The sequence below is a fragment of the Candidatus Thiodiazotropha endoloripes genome (genome assembly GCF_001708965.1).
GTDB classification, from domain to species: domain Bacteria; phylum Pseudomonadota; class Gammaproteobacteria; order Chromatiales; family Chromatiaceae; genus Thiodiazotropha; species Thiodiazotropha endoloripes.
On sequence record NZ_LVJW01000008.1, the window covers coordinates 44128 to 62212 of the forward strand.

General features: G+C 53.5%; 18 protein-coding genes. 16 read left to right on the plus strand and 2 right to left on the minus strand.

The genetic code is table 11. The features are described from left to right. Positions 1–28: 28 nt before the first annotated feature. Together acuI and acuR are read right to left on the minus strand one after the other, a co-directional pair. Positions 29–1015 carry an acrylyl-CoA reductase (NADPH) gene (acuI, locus tag A3193_RS19695; protein ID WP_069002867.1) on the minus strand — a complete coding sequence of 329 codons (987 nt, stop codon included), beginning with the start codon at positions 1013–1015 and terminating at the stop codon, positions 29–31. 49 nt (positions 1016–1064) lie between these two features. Next, the gene (gene acuR, locus A3193_RS19700; protein WP_069015663.1) at positions 1065–1697 is read right to left on the minus strand and encodes an acrylate utilization transcriptional regulator AcuR; all 633 of its coding nucleotides are present in this window, start codon (positions 1695–1697) and stop codon (positions 1065–1067) included. A 370-nt stretch (positions 1698–2067) separates the two neighbouring features. On the opposite strand from acuR, the gene A3193_RS19705 reads away from it, so the two are divergent. The 16 genes from A3193_RS19705 (at position 2068) to rimP (ending at position 18073) form a co-directional block, all read left to right on the plus strand. Next, a complete protein-coding gene (locus tag A3193_RS19705; RefSeq protein WP_069015664.1) occupies positions 2068–2358 on the plus strand; it encodes a hypothetical protein in 291 nt (96 codons plus the stop codon). Continuing rightward, positions 2355–3488, plus strand: coding sequence for an ABC transporter permease (locus tag A3193_RS19710; protein WP_069002870.1), 1134 nt, complete (start codon positions 2355–2357; stop codon positions 3486–3488). The genes A3193_RS19705 and A3193_RS19710 overlap by 4 nt, the downstream gene beginning before the upstream one ends. Before the next feature lie 6 nt (positions 3489–3494). Continuing rightward, positions 3495–4178, plus strand: coding sequence for an ABC transporter ATP-binding protein (locus A3193_RS19715; RefSeq protein ID WP_305782064.1), 684 nt, complete (start codon positions 3495–3497; stop codon positions 4176–4178). Between the two features lie 6 nt (positions 4179–4184). Further along, positions 4185–5189 carry a hypothetical protein gene (locus tag A3193_RS19720; RefSeq protein WP_083218893.1) on the plus strand — a complete coding sequence of 335 codons (1005 nt, stop codon included), beginning with the start codon at positions 4185–4187 and terminating at the stop codon, positions 5187–5189. Positions 5190–5200: 11 nt separating this feature from the next. Then, entirely contained in the window at positions 5201–5686 is a 486-nt protein-coding gene (locus A3193_RS19725; protein WP_069015677.1) for a TlpA family protein disulfide reductase, read from the plus strand. Next, entirely contained in the window at positions 5683–6360 is a 678-nt protein-coding gene (locus tag A3193_RS19730) for a sulfite exporter TauE/SafE family protein (RefSeq protein WP_069002872.1), read from the plus strand. The genes A3193_RS19725 and A3193_RS19730 overlap by 4 nt, the downstream gene beginning before the upstream one ends. A 128-nt stretch (positions 6361–6488) precedes the next feature. Then, positions 6489–7172 (plus strand): nitrous oxide reductase accessory protein NosL, encoded by a 684-nt coding sequence (locus A3193_RS19735; protein ID WP_069015666.1) that lies wholly within the window; start codon positions 6489–6491, stop codon positions 7170–7172. 134 nt (positions 7173–7306) lie between these two features. Continuing rightward, the gene (locus A3193_RS19740) at positions 7307–7819 is read left to right on the plus strand and encodes a nitrous oxide reductase accessory protein NosL (RefSeq protein WP_305782065.1); all 513 of its coding nucleotides are present in this window, start codon (positions 7307–7309) and stop codon (positions 7817–7819) included. Between the two features lie 156 nt (positions 7820–7975). Next, positions 7976–10105, plus strand: a complete 2130-nt coding sequence (locus tag A3193_RS19745; protein WP_069002874.1) for an HAD-IIB family hydrolase — start codon at positions 7976–7978, stop codon at positions 10103–10105. A gap of 296 nt (positions 10106–10401) precedes the next feature. Beyond that, entirely contained in the window at positions 10402–11301 is a 900-nt protein-coding gene (locus tag A3193_RS19750) for a carbohydrate kinase family protein (protein ID WP_069015667.1), read from the plus strand. Between the two features lie 24 nt (positions 11302–11325). Beyond that, entirely contained in the window at positions 11326–13305 is a 1980-nt protein-coding gene (locus tag A3193_RS19755) for an alpha-amylase family glycosyl hydrolase (RefSeq protein ID WP_069015668.1), read from the plus strand. Positions 13306–13426: 121 nt separating this feature from the next. Continuing rightward, the gene (locus A3193_RS19760) at positions 13427–14143 is read left to right on the plus strand and encodes a response regulator transcription factor (RefSeq protein WP_069015669.1); all 717 of its coding nucleotides are present in this window, start codon (positions 13427–13429) and stop codon (positions 14141–14143) included. A gap of 15 nt (positions 14144–14158) precedes the next feature. Continuing rightward, a complete protein-coding gene (locus tag A3193_RS19765; RefSeq protein WP_235615062.1) occupies positions 14159–15658 on the plus strand; it encodes a sensor histidine kinase in 1500 nt (499 codons plus the stop codon). Between the two features lie 431 nt (positions 15659–16089). Next, entirely contained in the window at positions 16090–16584 is a 495-nt protein-coding gene (msrB, locus tag A3193_RS19770) for a peptide-methionine (R)-S-oxide reductase MsrB (protein WP_069015670.1), read from the plus strand. Further along, positions 16581–17330, plus strand: coding sequence for a DUF1223 domain-containing protein (locus A3193_RS19775; protein ID WP_069002880.1), 750 nt, complete (start codon positions 16581–16583; stop codon positions 17328–17330). Before msrB ends, A3193_RS19775 begins: the two co-directional genes overlap by 4 nt. A gap of 284 nt (positions 17331–17614) precedes the next feature. Further along, the gene (gene rimP / locus A3193_RS19780; protein ID WP_069002900.1) at positions 17615–18073 is read left to right on the plus strand and encodes a ribosome maturation factor RimP; all 459 of its coding nucleotides are present in this window, start codon (positions 17615–17617) and stop codon (positions 18071–18073) included. Positions 18074–18085 lie beyond the last annotated feature (12 nt).

Consider the following 18085-nt stretch of genomic DNA (forward strand, 5'->3'; position numbering starts at 1 on the left):
TGTTTTTACTTTAAATGGTCGTGACGTCTTACCGATTGACATCGACGATTCTTCTGCCCCGGATCTTTCTGGCCAGCAGATTGTCTGCTGTTTCGATCACCTCGGACAGACCAACTTCTTCAGCAATATGGCTCAACTTGCTGAGATCCAGGTCCTGCTCCAGTCGGTCCCATGCCTGCTGGCGGATCTCTTTGGGACACATCACGCTGTCGATACCGACCAGGGAGACGCCTCTCAAGATGAAGGGAGCTACCGTTGCCGGAAAGTCCATACCGCCAGCCAGACCACAGGCGGTGACTACGCCACCATAGTGGGTGCTGGCACAGGCATTGGCGAGTACATGGGAGCCAACCACATCGACCACCCCGATCCAGCGCTCTTTGGCCAGCGGTTTCCCTGGTTGGGCGAGTTCTTCGCTTGGGATGATTTCAGCCGCGCCCAATTCCGTCAGAAAAGCGGACTCCGCTTCAGCTTTACCACTCAGAGCAATCACTGAGTAACCCAGTTTGGCCAGTATCGCAATCGTGACACTGCCAACACCGCCGGAGGCCCCGGTCACCAGGATATCCCCCTTGTCCGGTGTGATGCCGTTTCTTTCCAATGCGAGGATACAGAGCATCGCGGTATAGCCGGCTGTACCGATTGCCATGGCCTCTTTCGGCTGTAAAGACTTCGGTAGTCGAACCAGCCAGTCGCCGTTCACTCTGGCTTTCTGTGCCAGTCCACCCCAGTGTTTTTCACCCACACCCCAGCCATTCAGGATCACCTGATCGCCTGTTTGGTAATCCCCGTGTGTGGTGCTGCTGACGGTTCCCACCAGATCGATACCAGGCACCATGGGAAAGCGTCTTACAACCGGTGATTGGCCAGTGATCGCCAGGGCGTCTTTATAGTTGATGGATGAGTAGTGCACATCGATGGTGACATCACCTTCCGGGAGCATTGCTTCATCGATATCTGAAATCGTGGCTGAGTAATTCCCATCTTGCTTGTCAATCAGAACGCCTTTGAACATATCTGTGCCTCATTGGTTAGACAAACGTCTATTAAAAAATGAAAAAAAATTACTTCAGACTGTTTACGAAAAAATCTGCGTAACTTTGCAGTGCCCTGGGACTGCGTTCGAGTTTTGCACGCAAAACCGCGCCCTCCCAGCCAGTCCAGAACAGATAGGCAGACTCCTTGCAATCTTTGTTGGCGGATATATCGCCGGTCGCTTTGGCTTCCTCCAGGCAGGCTTCCAGCCGCTGCTGCCAGGCTTCGAAGACCTCAATCAGTTGTGTGCGGAATGATTCGGGCAGGGCGCCCATCTCCTGGCCAAGGTTGCCAACCAGACAGCCACGCTTGAACCGATGCCGGGCCATGCCATCTGTCGCATCCTGCATGAATGCAATCAGACGTTGCAGAGGCGGGAGAGATCGATTGCCCAGGGATTTATCCAGCTTGTGCTCGAAAAATTTGGCGTAGTTGCTGATCAGTTCCGAGCCGAAGGCATCCTTGTTTTTGAAGTAGTGATAGAAAGAGCCCTTCGGCACCCCGACGCGTCGCAGAATCTCGTCAATGCCGGTGGCGCTGTAGCCTTTTTCGGTGAGCACCTCCATACCTGAACGAATCAGTTCAGCTTTGGTTTGACTGAATCCGGCCTGGTCTTTGGGGGGGCGGCCGCGACGTCGTTTCAGGGGGATGGCAGAGCTCATGGGGGAATATTAGACCGATCGTCTACAAAAATCAAACGGTAGCCTCTTCGGTGACAGGATCGGTAGCTCGTCTCAGCTTATCGATGACAAATCGCCACGCTCTTCTGTGGAGAAATGAATGGATGATCCAAGCATCGCTGTGGCCCTGGTTCGCTTTCCTAGAACCAGATATCTGAAATTTTTTTTGGTTGTAGATCTCGATCTCTTGATATCGAGTGAAATGCCCTGGTTTTCAAGCTCTGAATTGGGTCATATGACCTAAAAAAACGGTGAAATAGCGATCAATGATTGATGTCAATGAGAGATGGAAAGCGGGCCGGCTAGACTCTTGGCGGTCTCTGTTTTTTTACACCGTTCTGTCATTGATTAGATGAAAAGATCCAACACCTTTTTTGTCTGTCTGCTGATATTGCTGACAGGCTTTATTGCAAGCCTTGTGGATGTTGCGATAGAGAGTGGGCAAGGTTTCCCGCAAGCAGTGGCGTCCGCTGACCTGGTCAGCAGGCTGGGCCTGACCGACCTGGCGCTGTTCACCGAGGCCCGTTATACCAGACACCCCTCTCAGACCGATATCCACTCAGCTTTCCAGGATCATCCCGTCGCATTGGAGCATTTCCCCACAGGTTCTTTACTGCAACCTCCGATCGATTCCTTACCATGATTACCATACTGCGCAAACAACGTTATTTTATCGACTTTACCCTGGGCACAATGATGCGCCACAAGGGGAAGAGTCTTGGTCTGCTGACAGTCTACTCACTGATCATATTCATGCTGGCTTCAGTGATGTTGTTCAGTCATGCCATGCGCAGCGAAGCTGTTGCTCTGCTGGCCGACTCTCCGGAAATCATTGTGCAACGGATCGAGGCGGGACGAAGTGTCATGGTGCCGGCAGAGTATCTGCAGAGAATCGGTAGGCTGCGCGGTGTCACTGAAAAACGTGGCCGCTTGTGGGGCTACTACTACGATCCTGCGGTCAAGGCCAACTATACGGTGATGACCAGTGAACAGGATCAGCTATCGATCAACGATATTGTGATTGGTGAGGGGATAGCCCGAACCAGAGGTTTGTCGATTGGTGACTATCTGACACTGCGGTCACATGAAGGCAAGGCATTCTCTTTTAGAGTTTTGAGGCTGCTGGAGAGTGAGTCGGAACTGATCAGTAGTGATCTGTTACTGATGAATTCTGAGGGCTATCGGCGACTGTTCGGTATTGACGAGTCTGTTTACACCGATCTGGTGTTGTCTGTGAGAAACCCCCGGGAGATTCAAAAAATCGCAGAAAAGCTGACGCTGTTATTGCCGGACAGTCGGCCAATTCTCAGAGCGGAGATCCTGCGTACCTATGAGAGTCTCTTCTCCTGGCGGCAGGGTGTGATGTTGATTCTATTGCTTGGTTCTGTGCTCGCTTTTGTCATATTCGCCTGGGACAAAGCCTCCGGGTTGAGTGCCGAGGAGCGTAAGGAGATCGGCATCCTGAAAGCGGTTGGCTGGGAGACCGGGGAAGTGATGCGGATGAAGTTCTGGGAGGGGATGATCATCTCCCTGACGGCTTTTCTTATCGGTTATCTGGCCGCCTACTTACATGTGTTCTATACCTCGGCCGGTCTGTTTGAGCCTGTGCTGAAAGGCTGGTCTGTTCTCTATCCCAGTTTTCAGCTAACCCCTTCAGTGGATGGTCTGCAACTCGCGACGCTGTTTTTCTTTACGGTGTTGCCCTATACCCTGGCGACCATCGTACCTGTCTGGCGGACCTCCATAACAGACCCTGATCTGGTAATGCGGTAGTCAGTGATGTTGATTGAATTGACAGATGTACGCAAGGCCTTCAATCAGGGCAAACCGAATGAGTTTTGGGCGATACAGGGAATCACCACCCAGTTTGAGGTTAACCGGATCAGTTGTCTTAAGGGGGCCAGTGGATCAGGTAAAACCACCCTGATGTCGATGATCGGCTGCCTGTCCCGGCCTACCAGTGGACGTATACGTCTGCAGGATCGCACCATCTCCTCCCTGCCTGAACGGTTTCTTACTCAAGTCCGTCGGCATACCTTCGGTTTCATTTTTCAGCGCTTTAACCTCATTCCTGGACTTAGTGTGGTGGAGAACATCATGCTGCCGGCCTACCCGCTGGGTTTGAAAGCCAGCAGCTTGAGAAGCAGGGCGGATCGTCTGCTCGAACAGTTCCTGCTGGCCGATAAAACGGATAATCCTGTTGAGTGGCTGTCCGGTGGTGAAGCTCAACGGGTGGCGATCTGCCGGGCACTGATCAATGACCCGAAAATCCTGATCGCCGATGAGCCTACTGCCAATCTGGATAGCCGGCTCTCCCGAGAGTTCATGGCTCTGCTCGATGAGTTGTCGAAAGCCGGCAAGACGGTGCTGATCAGCAGCCATGATCCGGTTGTCTTCGATTCGCCGGTTGTCGACCGGGTGGTGGAGCTTGAGGATGGTGTCATGGTCCCAGGGGAGAGATAGCCGGTGATGTTGAATCCTGCCACTCTGGCACTGCTGCTGGTGTCGATACTGGTCTCCATGATGCTGTTGGTGGCAACCGCTTTTGCCTTCAGAATCTTACACCACTGGGATATTCAGAGTGGCAGTGAGTTGCAGCTTCGACTGGAAAGAGGTACCTATCTGGTCTCAACCCTGTTGATCTGGGCTTTCCTGTTTGAGTTTCTCTCGCTGTTGCTGTTCATCTACAACGCAGAGGCCTTGTCGGGACAGTTTGTTGGCGCCATGTGTGCAACCGGGGTATTGAATCTGAATCCCTGGGGTTGGCCCACACTGTTTTTGAAGATCACGATGTTTTTTGTGGCAGTCATCTGGCTGGTGCTGAACTATCTCGACAACCAGGGCTATGACTATCCGCTGATCCGCTTCAAATATGCTTTGTTACTGTTGGCTCTGCCGCTGGTGATAGGCGAAACGATCGTGCAGTGGCTTCATTTCACTGAGATGGAGCCAAACCTGATCACCTCCTGCTGCGGAACGCTCTTCTCCGCCGATGCACAGGGAGTTTCCGCTGAGGTAAGTGGTATAGCGCCGGCTCAATCGATAGTCACGCTGGCTATCTCGGCCATCCTGGTAATCGCCGCTGGAGTATGGGTGGCATTGCGCGGATGGGGTGGCTGGCTGTTATCGATTGCGGCTATTGTCGCCTTTGTGGTTGCAATCCTGGCCATTATCTCTTCCATCTCGCTCTATATCTATGAGCACCCTCATCACCACTGCCCGTTCTGCATTCTCAAACAGGGGCACGGTTATGTGGGTTACTTTCTCTACATACCTCTGTTTCTGGCAACCTCACTCGCTTTGAGTGCCGGGTTTGTATCACCCTGGCGGAAGATCCTCAGTCTGAGTCATGCGGTGGCGGATCTGTTACCTGTACTAAGCTGGTTGTCGCAGTTCTTTTTTATACAGTTTTACCTTACCGCAGCCTGGTCGGTCTGGTTTTCCCGTCTTACCATGATGGAGGTCTGGTGGTGATTAAAAAGCCGATGTCCATCTTATTTGTTGTATTCAGCCTGACCATACTCAATGGCTGTCAGTCAGAGCATTCAGCCCTGACCAAAGGGGAGCCGCCACCCGCTTTTCAGTTACAGGATCTCAACGGCGATCGAGTGAATGTAACCAAGGATTTTGCGGGAAAGGTTGTTGTGATCCGCTTCTGGGCGGATTGGTGCCCCTTCTGTAAGTCGGAGATGCAGAGCATTGAGCCGGTCTACCAGGCATACCGTTCAAAAGGGTTGGTGATCCTTGCGGTGAATGTGCGGCAGGATCGTGAAACAGCATCAGCCTTCATAGATGAACTGAATATCAGCTATCCGGTACTGCTCGATCAGGAGGGGGCGGTGGCGAGAGAGTATGGGGTAATCGGTCTGCCCACCACCTTTATACTCGATCGCGACGGGCGCTTGCATACCCGTATCATCGGTGAGTCCACAGCGGAGCTGTTTGCCCGCATCGTGGATGCTTTGATATGAGTGCTGAGCTGACTCTCGGCGTGGCATTTCTAACCGGCATTCTCGGCAGCTTTCACTGCCTGGGAATGTGCAGTGGAATCAACACAGGATTCTTTATCCATTTTGCACCCAGGTTGCGATTAAGCCATCTGCTTACATACCACACACTACGGATTGCCGTTTATACATTACTCGGAATCGGTGGTGCTGTCGTTGGTCAGGTGTTGGTACAGAGTGGCATTGTTGGAAAAGCGCAGGGATTGCTGATGATTCTTGCCGGTGGTTTGGTTGTGTTACTGGGATTGAATCTGTTGGGTGTTTCACTCAACAGGGCGGTGAAGGTAAGGCCGGTCACTCATGTCGTTTCATTAACCGGTCTGAACAAACCGATCTCGCTTCCAACCGTGATGGCCGGTCTGCTCAATGGCCTGGTGCCATGCAGTCTGGTTTTCTCCGTTGCCGTGAAAGCGGTATCCACCGCCGATCCGTTAACTGCGGGATTGCTGATGTTGAGTTTCGGTGCTGGAACCCTGCCTTCCATGGTGACAGCCAGTCTACTTGGCGGTTATGTCGGCAAGACCTTCCGTGGCGCGCTTGCACGGTTGGCTGGTGTGCTGGTGGTGGTGCTCGGGCTGTGGACAGTTTATGAAGGGGTGGTCTTTTACGACATTATGCGTGGGTTGGCCAATTGGTAGATCCACGCTTGGATTCGTCCTGACAGGCTCTGATTCGGCACCCAAATTCAGGGATTGTTGTGCGGTTCAATCTCATCACATGTTTCAAACCGCCGTTTATGTTTGAGTAGAAGAGGAGTTGTAAAACGATGAGTGAAACGAGTAACAAGGAACGCAGGAATCTGTTGAAGCTGTTATCGGCCGCAGGTTTGACCGGACTCTCCGGTGGTGTGTTGGCAGGCCAGGGTGTCGGGGCCATGGTGCCGGGTAAAGGCTGGGTCAAGGCAAGCGAGGCGAGTTGCGATGGAGATGGTACACCGCTGCAGTTTATTCCTAAAAAGGCGCCGGATAGTAATCCCTTGGAGAAAGAGCTGGAGAAATATGCCAAGTGTCCCTATTGCGGAATGGACCGCACCAAGTGGCACCACAGTCGTCATCTGGTCCACTACGATGATGACCTGGTGGATGCCACCTGTTCGATACACTGTCTGGCAATCAGCCTCTCGCTGAACATCGATCGTGGTCCAAAGGCGATCTATGCTGCGGATTATGCGGCCGATGATGAGATCAAGCCGTTGATCAATGTGGATCAAGCAAGCTATCTGATCGGTGCCAAGCTGAAAGGTACCATGACCACCCGAAGCAAGATGGCCTTCGGCTCAGTGGCGGCGGCAAAAGTGATTCAGGCGGAAAAAGGTGGTGCTCTTGCGAGTTTCGATGAGGCCTTGAGTGAGGCCTATGCCGGTATGGCGAAAGATACCTTGATGGTACGTAAGAAACGTTCGGAACGGCGCAGGAAAATGATGCAAAAGATGAAGCAGCAAAAGGGCTGATGGAGTGCCTGCAGTGTCAAGTGTTGCTTGACACTGCAATGCAGTTTTGTGGCTGTGGATTCACGACTCTCCGCTTGTTATCACTCAATCGGGTCGTCGTGAGAATGTTATCGCTTTCAGTGAATGACAGATAGATGAGTATGAAAATAACCTGGTTGAAACGGCTGAGTGTGATGCCACTGATGTTGGCATATGGGTTGACTCAGGTGTCCGGTCTGCAGGCGCAGGAGCTACCCGACCCTGGTCCGAAGGATACCTGTCCGGTTTGTGGCATGTTCGTCGCAAAGTATCCGGAATGGATCGGCACGGTGCTGTACATGGATGGGCATGCGCACCATTTCGATGGCGCCAAAGATCTTTTTAAGTATCTCCATGATCTACAGAAATGGGCGCCCAACCATCAGGCGAGTGAAATCGATCGTATCGCAGTGACCGAGTACTACAGTCTGGGCCGTATCGATGCCCGGAGTGCTTTTTATGTGATTGGCTCGGATGTATTGGGTCCCATGGGACATGAGTTGATCCCACTGGAGAGCCTGGCCGATGCGGAGGCTTTTCTGCAGGATCATCAGGGAGTGGCCATCCTGAAATTTGATCAGGTTGATAAAGCACTGTTGTTGAATCTTGATGTGGGTGTTTTTGAGTAGTTCTGCACCACACTTGAAACCTTGGCTTTCAGCATGGTTTTACTCCGGGCTGCAAGCCTGGGAGGGAGAAGGCAACACGATTTTTTGCGCCTGTTCTGATATGATGATCTGACATGATGCAGGGTTGATACGGTTCCCAACCAGGACGATCCCACTATGTATATCTGTCTGATAAGTGTTCATGGTTTGATTCGCGGTCACGATCTCGAGCTGGGACGTGATGCCGATACCGGCGGGCAAACCAAGTATGTGGTGGATCTTGCCAAAGCGCTCGCTGAACGGGATGGGATCAGCCGGGTCGATCTGGTAACCAGACGCGTGGTCGATGCGGAAATCAGCGATGACTATGCAGAACCCCTCGAACTGCTGTCAGAGAAGGCCAAGATCGTAAGGATCGATGCCGGTCCTGAAGGTTATCTGGCCAAGGAGACCCTGTGGGATCATCTCGACAGCTTCATGGACAACCTGCTCAACTGGCTGAAGTCCCAGCCGCGCATGCCCGATATCGTTCACACCCACTATGCGGATGCAGGATATGTCGGGGTAAGGCTTTCCCATCTGCTGGGTGTGCCGTTGGTACACACCGGCCACTCCCTGGGGCGGGATAAACAGCACCAATTACTGGCTAAAGGTTTCAGTCGAAAGGAGATCCGTGAGCGTTACAACATGGATCGTCGGGTGGAAGCGGAAGAGGAGGTCCTGGCCAATGCGGATCTGGTGATCACCAGTACCCATAATGAGATCGAAGAGCAGTACAGCCTCTATAACCACTATCAGCCGGACAATATGGCGGTAATCCCGCCGGGCACCAACCTGACCCAGTTCCACCCCCCGTCCCGTGGGGCTAACATTCCTTTCCGTAAAACCCTGTCGCGATTTCTGCGCGATCCCGACAAGCCGATCATTCTCGCGCTCTCCAGGCCCGATGAGCGTAAGAACATTCTCACCCTGCTGGAAGTCTATGGTGAGTCGAGTCAGTTGCAGAGTGTAGCCAATCTGGTGATTGTTGCAGGGAACCGGGACGATATCCGGGATATGGAGAGCGGCCCCCAGTCGGTGATGACCGATATTCTGATGACCATCGATCTCTATGATCTGTATGGTCGGGTTGCCGTGCCGAAACGCCATCTGGCCAAGGAGGTGCCGGAGATCTATCAGCTGACGGCACTCTCTGAAGGGGTGTTCGTCAATCCGGCGCTGACCGAGCCCTTTGGTTTGACCCTGCTTGAAGCGGCAGCCAGTGGATTGCCGCTGATTGCAACGGAAAACGGTGGGCCGGTGGATATCATCGGCAACTGTAACAACGGATTACTGGTAGACCCGCTGAACAAGAAAGCGATCCGTCGCAGTCTGCTGAAGATATTGCATGATAACGAGTTGTGGCAGAAGTTTGCCCGCAATGGATTGAATGGTGTTCGCAAACACTACTCGTGGAAAGCGCACGCCAAGAAATATCTGGCGATGATCAAACCGATGCCCGCAGAGCATGAGAGGTTGCCGACCAAGCCACTGAAACATGTCAAATATCGCTATCGGGACCGGGCCATATTTACCGACCTGGATCAGAACCTGCTGGGGAATCCCACCGGTCTGAAACGTTTCATAAAGGTGGTGCGCGATAACCGGAAATGTGCCACCTTCGGTATTGCTACCGGGCGTCGCCTCGACGATGCCCTCTCCATCATGAAGAAGTTCTCGATTCCGATTCCTGACGTACTGATCACCAGTCTGGGTACCAAGATCCACTATACACAGGGTCTTTCGATGGACGACTACTGGGGTGAACATATCGACCACCTATGGCAGCCGAAAGGCATACGCCGGGTGCTGGCGGATCTTCCCGGGATCAAACCTCAGCCCAAACAGGATCAGAGTTTTTTCAAAATCGGCTACCACTACGATCCCAACAAGGCGCCCTCCGTTGATGAGATCAATGCACTGCTGCGTAAGGAGGAGTTGACCTGCAATGTGATACACGCCTTCGGTCAGTTTCTCGATGTGTTGCCATCCCGGGCCTCGAAAGGGCAGGCGCTGCGTTATGTGGCGCAACGGCTGGACGTACCCCTCGAACATATCCTGGTCGCGGGAGGCTCCGGTTCTGACGAGGATATGATGCGCGGCAATACTCTGGCCGTGGTGGTGGCCAACCGGCATCATGAAGAGCTCTCCCATATGATCGATCTTGAACGGATCTATTTTGCCGAGCAATCCCATGCGTTGGGAATTCTTGAGGCGATCGATCACTACGACTTCTTCAGAAGCTGTCATGTGCCTGAAGAGCCCTGACGCTCAATCGGCTACTCTGAATAGACTTGGACAGAAGTCTGATAGTGCAACAAGCAGTCTGTCGTGATTTGCTATCCTTAACACGAATGGCGCTTAATTAAGCACTAAAACCCATTGCATCCAGTTTTATCAATGGGTTTTGGTGGGGCATGGCCCCACCAAATAACGCTAAAGTAAGTGTTATTCATCCTTAACCCCAATATGCTTATTCTTTAAGCAGTCGGGTTGATCAAGCTTTGTGTGATTGAAACTCAACTCGTTGTTCGATGAATTCGTCTTAACAGGCCCTGATAACAATGAATAATAAAAAACTGATCATCTATGGTGAAGTGCTCTACGACTGCTTTCCGAATGGGGAACAAGTACTCGGAGGGGCGCCGTTCAACGTCGCCTGGCATCTCCAGGCGTTTGGCCAGTCCCCCTATTTTGTCAGTCGTGTCGGTCGGGATGCGGAGGGGGAACGGATTCTCCAGGCCATGGCTGATTGGGGCATGGAGACCGCCGGCGTGCAACAGGATGACGAGCATCCCACAGGTCGGGTCGTGATCAGCCTCGAGCAGGGTGAGCCGAGCTATGAGATCATGGCCGACGCGGCCTATGACTTTATCGATTCGACAGCGTTGAACTCCCTCGGTTGTGAGATGCTCTATCACGGCAGTCTGGGGTTGAGAAACACGACCGCCCGTAGTGCCCTCGAGCGTCTGAAACAGAATGGTGCAGAGAGTGTATTCCTCGATGTCAATCTACGCCCGCCGTGGTGGCAGCGGGAATCGGTCATGCGCTGGATCAATCAGGCAGACTGGCTTAAATTGAATCAGCATGAACTCGATCAGCTGGATGGAGGTGCCGGGGATCTGCATGAGCAGGCGCTGGCATTCAAGCAGAAACATGACCTGACCGGCTTGATCGTCACAATGGGGGAGCAGGGTGCATTTGTACTGTCGGATCAACCATCACCCCTGCAAGTGATCCCCGAAGCCAGTCAGGAGACCGTGGACAGTGTCGGTGCAGGTGATGCTTTCACGGCGGTGATGCTGCTTGGCCTGAACTCCCGATGGCCCCTGAAGCTTACCCTGCAAAGGGCGCAATCCTTTGCTTCAGCGATTGTAGGCAAGCGTGGTGCTACCGTATCATCTGCAAAATTCTATGCGGACTTCATTTCACGATGGGAGAGTCAGGGGAGTAATGCCGATTAGTGCTATAGCTCCCGGTATCGCAATATGTATGAACAGGTTTCACATTCACTGCTGAATCATATCCTCGACGAACTCAAAACCGAGATTCGTAAACGGGATCTGCGCCATTTCTATACCCGGCTCGGGGCCAATTTCTATGGTATTCATCTGCTGTTTCACCACCTCTACGGAAAACGGGACGATTTCAAGGAACAGATGATTCATCTGGTGGAGGTTATGGCGATCCGTTATGTACAACGCCATGTCACCCTCAAGCAGTTGGACAGCGAACGGGAGAAACATCACAACTGGTTCCTCAGTCAGGAGTGGGTAGGCATGGCCCTCTATGCGGATGGTTTTGCCGATAATCTCGAGGGGGTGGAGGAGCGTTTGCCCTATCTGCAGGAACTGGGCGTCAACATGCTGCATGTCATGCCGGTGATGGTCTGTCCCGACGGCGCCAGCGACGGGGGCTATGCGGTCAGTGATTTCCGCAATGTGGATGAGCGTTTCGGCAGCCTGGAGGATATCAACAGACTGGCCACCTCCACCCGTAAAAGGGGTATGCTGCTGGTGATGGATATGGTGCTCAACCACACTTCGGATGAGCATGAGTGGGCGCAACGGGCCCGCGCCGGAGAGCAGAAGTACCAGGACTACTACTACACGTTCAACAATCGTGATATTCCGGATATGTTCGAAGAGACCATGCCGGAGATTTTTCCCGAGACCTCACCCGGTAACTTCACCTGGGACGAGCCGATGAACAAGTGGGTGATGACGGTCTTCAATCACTACCAGTGGGACCTCAACTACAACAACCCGGCCGTGTTCATCGAGATGCTGGACAACACCCTGTTCTGGGCAAATCAGGGGGCGGATATTCTGCGTCTCGACGCGGTGGCCTTTCTCTGGAAGAAGATCGGCACCACCTCGCAGAATGAGCGTGAGGCCCATCTCCTGCTGCAATTGATGAAGGATTGTTGCCAGGTTACCGCGCCGGGTGTGCTGTTCATTGCCGAAGCGATTGTTGCTCCGGTGGAGATTACCAAATATTTTGGTGAGGATGCGGTAATCGCCAAAGAGTGCGAGATCGCCTACAACGCCACCTTCATGGCCTTGATCTGGGATGCGGTTGCCACCAAGAACACCAAGCTGCTGCGTCAGGGTATTCAGAGCCTGCCAACCAAGCTGGATCGGGCCACCTGGCTCAACTACTTACGCTGTCACGATGATATCGGTCTCGGTTTCGATGATGCGGATATCCAGCGGGCCGGTTACCAGCCGCTGGCCCATCGAAAGTTCCTGGTCGAATTTTTTACCGGTCAGTATGACGATTCCCCCGCCCGCGGCGCACCCTTCGGAGTGAATCTGAAAACCGGGGATGCCAGAATCTCCGGATCTCTGGCCTCCCTGGTGGGTCTGGAGGCCGCGATTGAGCAGGGTGATGCGGAGGCGATTGAGCAGTCGGTCAAGGTGATCCTGTTACTGCACAGTCTGATCTGCTCCTTTGGCGGTATGCCACTGCTCTACTATGGTGATGAGATCGGCACATTGAATGATCGGGAGTTCCTCAACGATAAGAACAAGGCTGGGGATAACCGCTGGATGCAGAGGCCGAAGATCGATTGGCAGCGGGCAGAACGCCGCCATCAGCACGGCACCCCTGAACAGCAGATCTTCGATGGCCTGAAAAAGATGATTGCCGCCAGAAAAGGGATTCCCGCGTTTGCCGATTTCAACAACCGGGAACTGATCGAAGTGGATAATCCTCATCTGTTTGTCTTCTGGCGCAGCGATCCATTCATGCCGCTGGGTTCCGTTCTGGTTGTCTGCAATTTCGACAGCAGCCCTCAGTTTATGGAGCTCAGCGCATTGGGCAACCGGGGGATGTTTGAGTATGGGAATCTGAAGGATCTCTATTCGGGGGAGAGCCCGCGACTGTTCAAACAGCAGTTGGTGGTGCCACCCTATCAGTTCTACTGGTTGACCGATCAGCGGCCGGAAACAGGACTCACTCTGTAAAGTGTCGACTGCGGTCGTGATAGTTTCGTGATAATTGCGTGAAAGTAGCGCTATAGATTTTTGATTCAATCCTCGTAAAGAAAAGACCAACCGAACCCTATGACTGGAATTGATCGATTCAATGCAACGTAAGTTACTGATCGTCGAAGATGAGCCGGATATTGCCCATCTGGTGCAAAAACATCTGCAGGATGCCGGATACGACGCGGATATCGCGAGTAATGGCGCAGCAGCCATGGAGCTGTTCAGAAAAAACAGCTATCAATTGGTGATACTCGATTTGATGCTGCCCGATACGGATGGTTTGACCCTGTGCCGCAAGATGCGCAGTACCGAAGAGTATGTGGCGATTCTGATGCTGACAGCCAAGTCGACCGAGCTCGACCGGGTGTTGGGTCTGGAGATGGGAGCGGATGACTATCTGACCAAGCCCTTCAGCGTGCCTGAACTGATGGCCCGTATCAAAGCGCTGTTTCGGCGTATCGATGCCTTGAAGGAAGGTGGTAATAACATCACCGAGCAGGAGAGTATCAAACGGGGCGGTCTCTATATCGATGTCAACAAACGCTCGGTTCAGGTCGAGGGCGAACTGGTGGACTTAACGGCAAGAGAGTTCGATCTGCTGCTGTTTTTCGCCCGCCATCCCGGCCGGGTATTCAGTCGCATTCAACTGCTCGACAAGGTTTGGGGCTACAACCATGATGGTTACGAGCACACGGTGAACTCCCATATCAATCGATTACGCTCAAAGATCGAGAAAGATCCGTCTGAACCGCAATATGTGTTGACGGTATGGGGTGTGGGATACAAGTTTCGTGATCAACGGAGTGAATCGTGACCAGTCGAGTCAAGCTTGAGGTCCGGCAGCAGCCGGGATCGTGAGGTGCACATGTTTCAATCCCTCTATGCCCGTCTCTCGCTTGCCCTGATCGGCCTGTTTCTGGTAATCGGGCTTCTCTATACCCTGATCACCCTGGTCACCACCAATCGCTATATGCAGGAGATCACCCAGCACTTCAACCAGGATCTGGCGCAACGCATCGTGGCGGATCGCCGCCTGGTGATCGATGGGGAGATGAACGATTTGGCGCTGAAGAAAACCTTCAGCGACTACATGGACATCAATCCGAGTATCGAGATCTATCTGCTGGACAAGCAGGGGACGATTCTCGCCTTCTCGGCCGATGCGGGAAAGGTAAAACGCAAGCAGGTCGACCTGGCGCCTATCGAAGCCTTTCTGCGGGGTGAAGGCTTTCCCCTGCTGGGGGATGACCCCCGTTCCCATGAAAGGCGGAAAGCGTTCTCCGTGACAGAGGTACCGGCCGGCGATATGCCTGCCGGTTACCTCTATGTGGTGCTCAGGGGCGAAGAGTACGATAACGCTGAACAGGCGGTATTGGACAGCTATGCGTTACGCTACAGCGCCGGTTCCGTGGCGGTGAGTATGGGCTTTGGTCTGCTCACCGGACTGTTGCTGTTTCACTGGCTGACACGTCGCCTGCAACGACTCTCCAGTGTGATGACGGCCTTCCAGCAGAGTGGTTTTACCAGTCATCAACAGTTCCCGGAGCGTTTTGATCCAGGCGGAGATGAAGTCGAACGACTGGGTGCTGCGTTCGAGGAGATGGCGCAGCGGATCGCCGATCAGTGGGGCCAGCTGAAGCAGCAGGACAAGCTGCGCCGGGAGTTGGTGGCTCAGGTATCCCATGATCTGAGAACCCCATTGGCGGTGCTTCACGGTTATCTCGAAACCCTGCATATGGAGCAGGGGGAGCGCGATGGCGAGTCGCAACAGGACTATCTGAGTATCGCCCTCAAACAGAGCGAACGCCTGAAGGGGATGCTTGAGGATCTGTTTGAGCTGGCCCAGCTGGAGGCGAGAGAGACCAAACCGGTGTGCGAACCGATGGCGTTGGCGGAGCTGGTTCAGGATGTGATTCAGAAGTTTCAGCTGCCGGCGCAGCAGCATCAGGTGGAGGTGAAATGGCATCTGCCCCAGTCACCGCCTCAGGTGAAAGCGGATTTCGCCATGACCGAACGGGTGCTGGACAATCTGATCGGCAATGCGATTGATCATTGTGAGGCGGGAGGCCGTGTCACGCTGAACATTTCTCAACAAGCCGATTTTGCCCTGGTTGAGGTCATGGATGATGGTCAGGGTATCGATGAAGCGGAACTGTCGCACCTGTTCGAGCCGTTTTTCCGTAAGCGCAAACAGGGTAAAGAGGGTGGACATGCCGGCCTCGGGCTTGCGATTGCCCGCCGCATGGTGGAGTTACAGGGCGGCACCATCTCAGCGACCAATAACCCGCATGGCGGAGCCTGTTTCAGCTTCACCCTGCCGCTTGCCTGAACCAGCCACCGGCGATGGAAAGCCGCTTGTGATTCATTTGTGATAATTGTGTGAACCTCTGTGGAGGCTTGACCGCTAAGCTCTCTTCATGCGTTGGCGAAAGCGAGGTTTTACTGCATAAAGCACCAAGTTATTCCGAGTGAATCTGCTGGGATAATTTGTGTCTTAAAAATCAGGGTCAATCGATTCAGGGAAGCTCAGAACAAACCGTTAATCCGGCAGTTGTCGGGTTGATTTAATCTGAATTGGTCAGGTATTTCCCGGGTATCGCAGGCCCTGATAACAGCAGATTTGCGGTGACGCTAAAGCCGGTTTTACCAGGAATGGCTGATCGGCCTGAAAGGTTTATTGCCGAGCGATGACGGACGCTATCAGCTATCCCACTCTGGACTCTCCAGCGCGTCCTTGGTCTATGTAACAGGAGATATTGTATGAAGCGAAGAAGTTTGATCAAACTACTGGGCGTAGCAGCTGTGATGCCGGTCGTCGGTCATTCGGTGTTTGCCAGACAGGGTGAAGAGATGACGCAAATGAGTAAGCTTGAACTGAGCGAGGAGGAGTGGCGCAAGCGCCTGACCCCTGAGCAGTTCCGGATTTTACGAGAGGAGGGAACCGAGATGCCCGGCAGTAGCCCGCTGCTGCATGAAAAGCGCACAGGCACGTTCGTCTGTGCAGGCTGTGATTATCCCCTGTTTGCCTCCAGCACCAAATATGAGAGTGGTACCGGCTGGCCAAGTTTTTATGACCATCTGCCGAATGCCCTGGGTACCAAAAAGGACTTTAAACTCATCTGGCCTCGTACGGAGTACCACTGTGCCCGTTGTGGCGGTCATCATGGTCATGTCTTCAATGATGGGCCGAAACCCACCGGTCTGCGTTACTGTAACAATGGGGTTGCACTGAAGTTTGTGCCGGATGTCGCATGATCACCCGGCTTGGCGTGGCACTACTGCTGGGGATGACCCTGCCGATCAGTATGACGGCTCGCGCCCTGACCCTTGAAAGCCCGGTCGAACAGGTACAGCTGGTCGAACTCTTTACCTCACACGGTTGCAGCAGTTGCCCGCCGGCAGACCGCTGGCTGGGAAAACTGGAGAGTCATCCCGGGCTTTGGCAGAAGCTGATTCCGATGGCGTTCCATGTGGACTACTGGGACTATCTGGGTTGGCAGGATCGATTTGCCTCCCCGGCCTATAGTCAACGGCAGCGGCAGTATCGTCAATCGGGCGCCATCCGATCCGTCTATACACCGGGGTTCGTGGTTAACGGCAAGGAGTGGCGAGGCTGGTTTCGTCATCCGAAGCTTGAGCTTGGCGAGGCAAAAAAGGTCGGTCGGTTGACCTTGGATGTGCAGCCCGGTGTTGCTGTTAAGGCCGAATTTTCCCCCCAGGCCGGTATCGATCAACAGGGGCTGGAGGCGAATCTGGTCATTCTCGGCTTTGATCTGCAGAGTGAGATTGGCGCCGGTGAAAACCGCGGCAGGACCCTCAGTGAGCATTTTGTGGTGTTGAGCCACGGCCGCTCCCGGGTGCAGACCCATGCTGGCCAGTGGTCTCTCCCCTGGCCTGAGTTTTCCCGATCGGGCAGCAAGCGCCTGGCGGTTGTGCTCTGGTTGAGCCATCCGGAGAGTGGTGAGCCGGTTCAAGCGGTGGGTGGATGGCTGCCTGGATAGGCTCATTTCAGCCATATCCCCACAGGTTGATCGGATTATCGGAGCCGCCAACTCGATACTATCCTGAAATTGCGCGAAGTTGGGCGCTATGCTAGAATCCGCACCAGAATTTTGCGACAGCTGTCGGTTGTCAGCCGCAGTGCTTTATAATAAAACCCCGATAGCGGGGTTTTTTTATTTTTAGAAAATAGGTGGTTACCGAGGCGGCGGTGCGTCGCTTGGATTGCCCGTTTTCTGCTATGACAGGATGGGCCGTGTGCCCATTTTTTATTGCGGTGGGAAAAATGAGGTCTGCGCCAGAACAACTGAAAACGCTCATACGTCAGGAGGTCGAACTTCTGGGCTATGAGTTAGTGGGCCTGGAGCTGACCGGGCAGGGCAAGGGCGGGTCCCTGTTGCGGGTCTATATCGACCATGCGGAAGGCATCTTGCTGGATGATTGTGTACAGGTCAGTCATCAGATCAGTGGTGTGCTTGATGTGGAAGACCCAATCAAGGAGCGCTATCAACTTGAGGTCTCGTCACCAGGTATGGACAGGCCGCTGTTTGAAGAGGCGCACTTTGAACGATTCAAAGGCAGCAAGGTGCGCCTTAAAACCCGTACCAAGATTGATGGCCGACACCGATTCACTGGTGAATTGGGCGGTGTGGAAGATAGTCAGGTTTTAATTGAAGAAGACGGGACACTCTATCGAATACCGATCGAGATGATCGATTCGGCTCGAGTAATACCGGAATTTTGAATTGGGAAACAT

Excerpts from the sequence above, each read along its gene's own strand:
- acuI (WP_069002867.1), bottom strand. The coding sequence starts at position 1,015 with ATGTTCAAAGGCGTTCTGATTGACAAGCAAGATGGGAATTACTCAGCC.
- acuR (WP_069015663.1), bottom strand. The coding sequence starts at position 1,697 with ATGAGCTCTGCCATCCCCCTGAAACGACGTCGCGGCCGCCCCCCCAAA.
- A3193_RS19705 (WP_069015664.1), top strand. The coding sequence starts at position 2,068 with ATGAAAAGATCCAACACCTTTTTTGTCTGTCTGCTGATATTGCTGACA.
- A3193_RS19710 (WP_069002870.1), top strand. The coding sequence starts at position 2,355 with ATGATTACCATACTGCGCAAACAACGTTATTTTATCGACTTTACCCTG.
- A3193_RS19715 (WP_305782064.1), top strand. The coding sequence starts at position 3,495 with ATGTTGATTGAATTGACAGATGTACGCAAGGCCTTCAATCAGGGCAAA.
- A3193_RS19720 (WP_083218893.1), top strand. The coding sequence starts at position 4,185 with ATGTTGAATCCTGCCACTCTGGCACTGCTGCTGGTGTCGATACTGGTC.
- A3193_RS19725 (WP_069015677.1), top strand. The coding sequence starts at position 5,201 with ATGTCCATCTTATTTGTTGTATTCAGCCTGACCATACTCAATGGCTGT.
- A3193_RS19730 (WP_069002872.1), top strand. The coding sequence starts at position 5,683 with ATGAGTGCTGAGCTGACTCTCGGCGTGGCATTTCTAACCGGCATTCTC.
- A3193_RS19735 (WP_069015666.1), top strand. The coding sequence starts at position 6,489 with ATGAGTGAAACGAGTAACAAGGAACGCAGGAATCTGTTGAAGCTGTTA.
- A3193_RS19740 (WP_305782065.1), top strand. The coding sequence starts at position 7,307 with ATGAGTATGAAAATAACCTGGTTGAAACGGCTGAGTGTGATGCCACTG.
- A3193_RS19745 (WP_069002874.1), top strand. The coding sequence starts at position 7,976 with ATGTATATCTGTCTGATAAGTGTTCATGGTTTGATTCGCGGTCACGAT.
- A3193_RS19750 (WP_069015667.1), top strand. The coding sequence starts at position 10,402 with ATGAATAATAAAAAACTGATCATCTATGGTGAAGTGCTCTACGACTGC.
- A3193_RS19755 (WP_069015668.1), top strand. The coding sequence starts at position 11,326 with ATGTATGAACAGGTTTCACATTCACTGCTGAATCATATCCTCGACGAA.
- A3193_RS19760 (WP_069015669.1), top strand. The coding sequence starts at position 13,427 with ATGCAACGTAAGTTACTGATCGTCGAAGATGAGCCGGATATTGCCCAT.
- msrB (WP_069015670.1), top strand. The coding sequence starts at position 16,090 with ATGAAGCGAAGAAGTTTGATCAAACTACTGGGCGTAGCAGCTGTGATG.
- A3193_RS19775 (WP_069002880.1), top strand. The coding sequence starts at position 16,581 with ATGATCACCCGGCTTGGCGTGGCACTACTGCTGGGGATGACCCTGCCG.
- rimP (WP_069002900.1), top strand. The coding sequence starts at position 17,615 with ATGAGGTCTGCGCCAGAACAACTGAAAACGCTCATACGTCAGGAGGTC.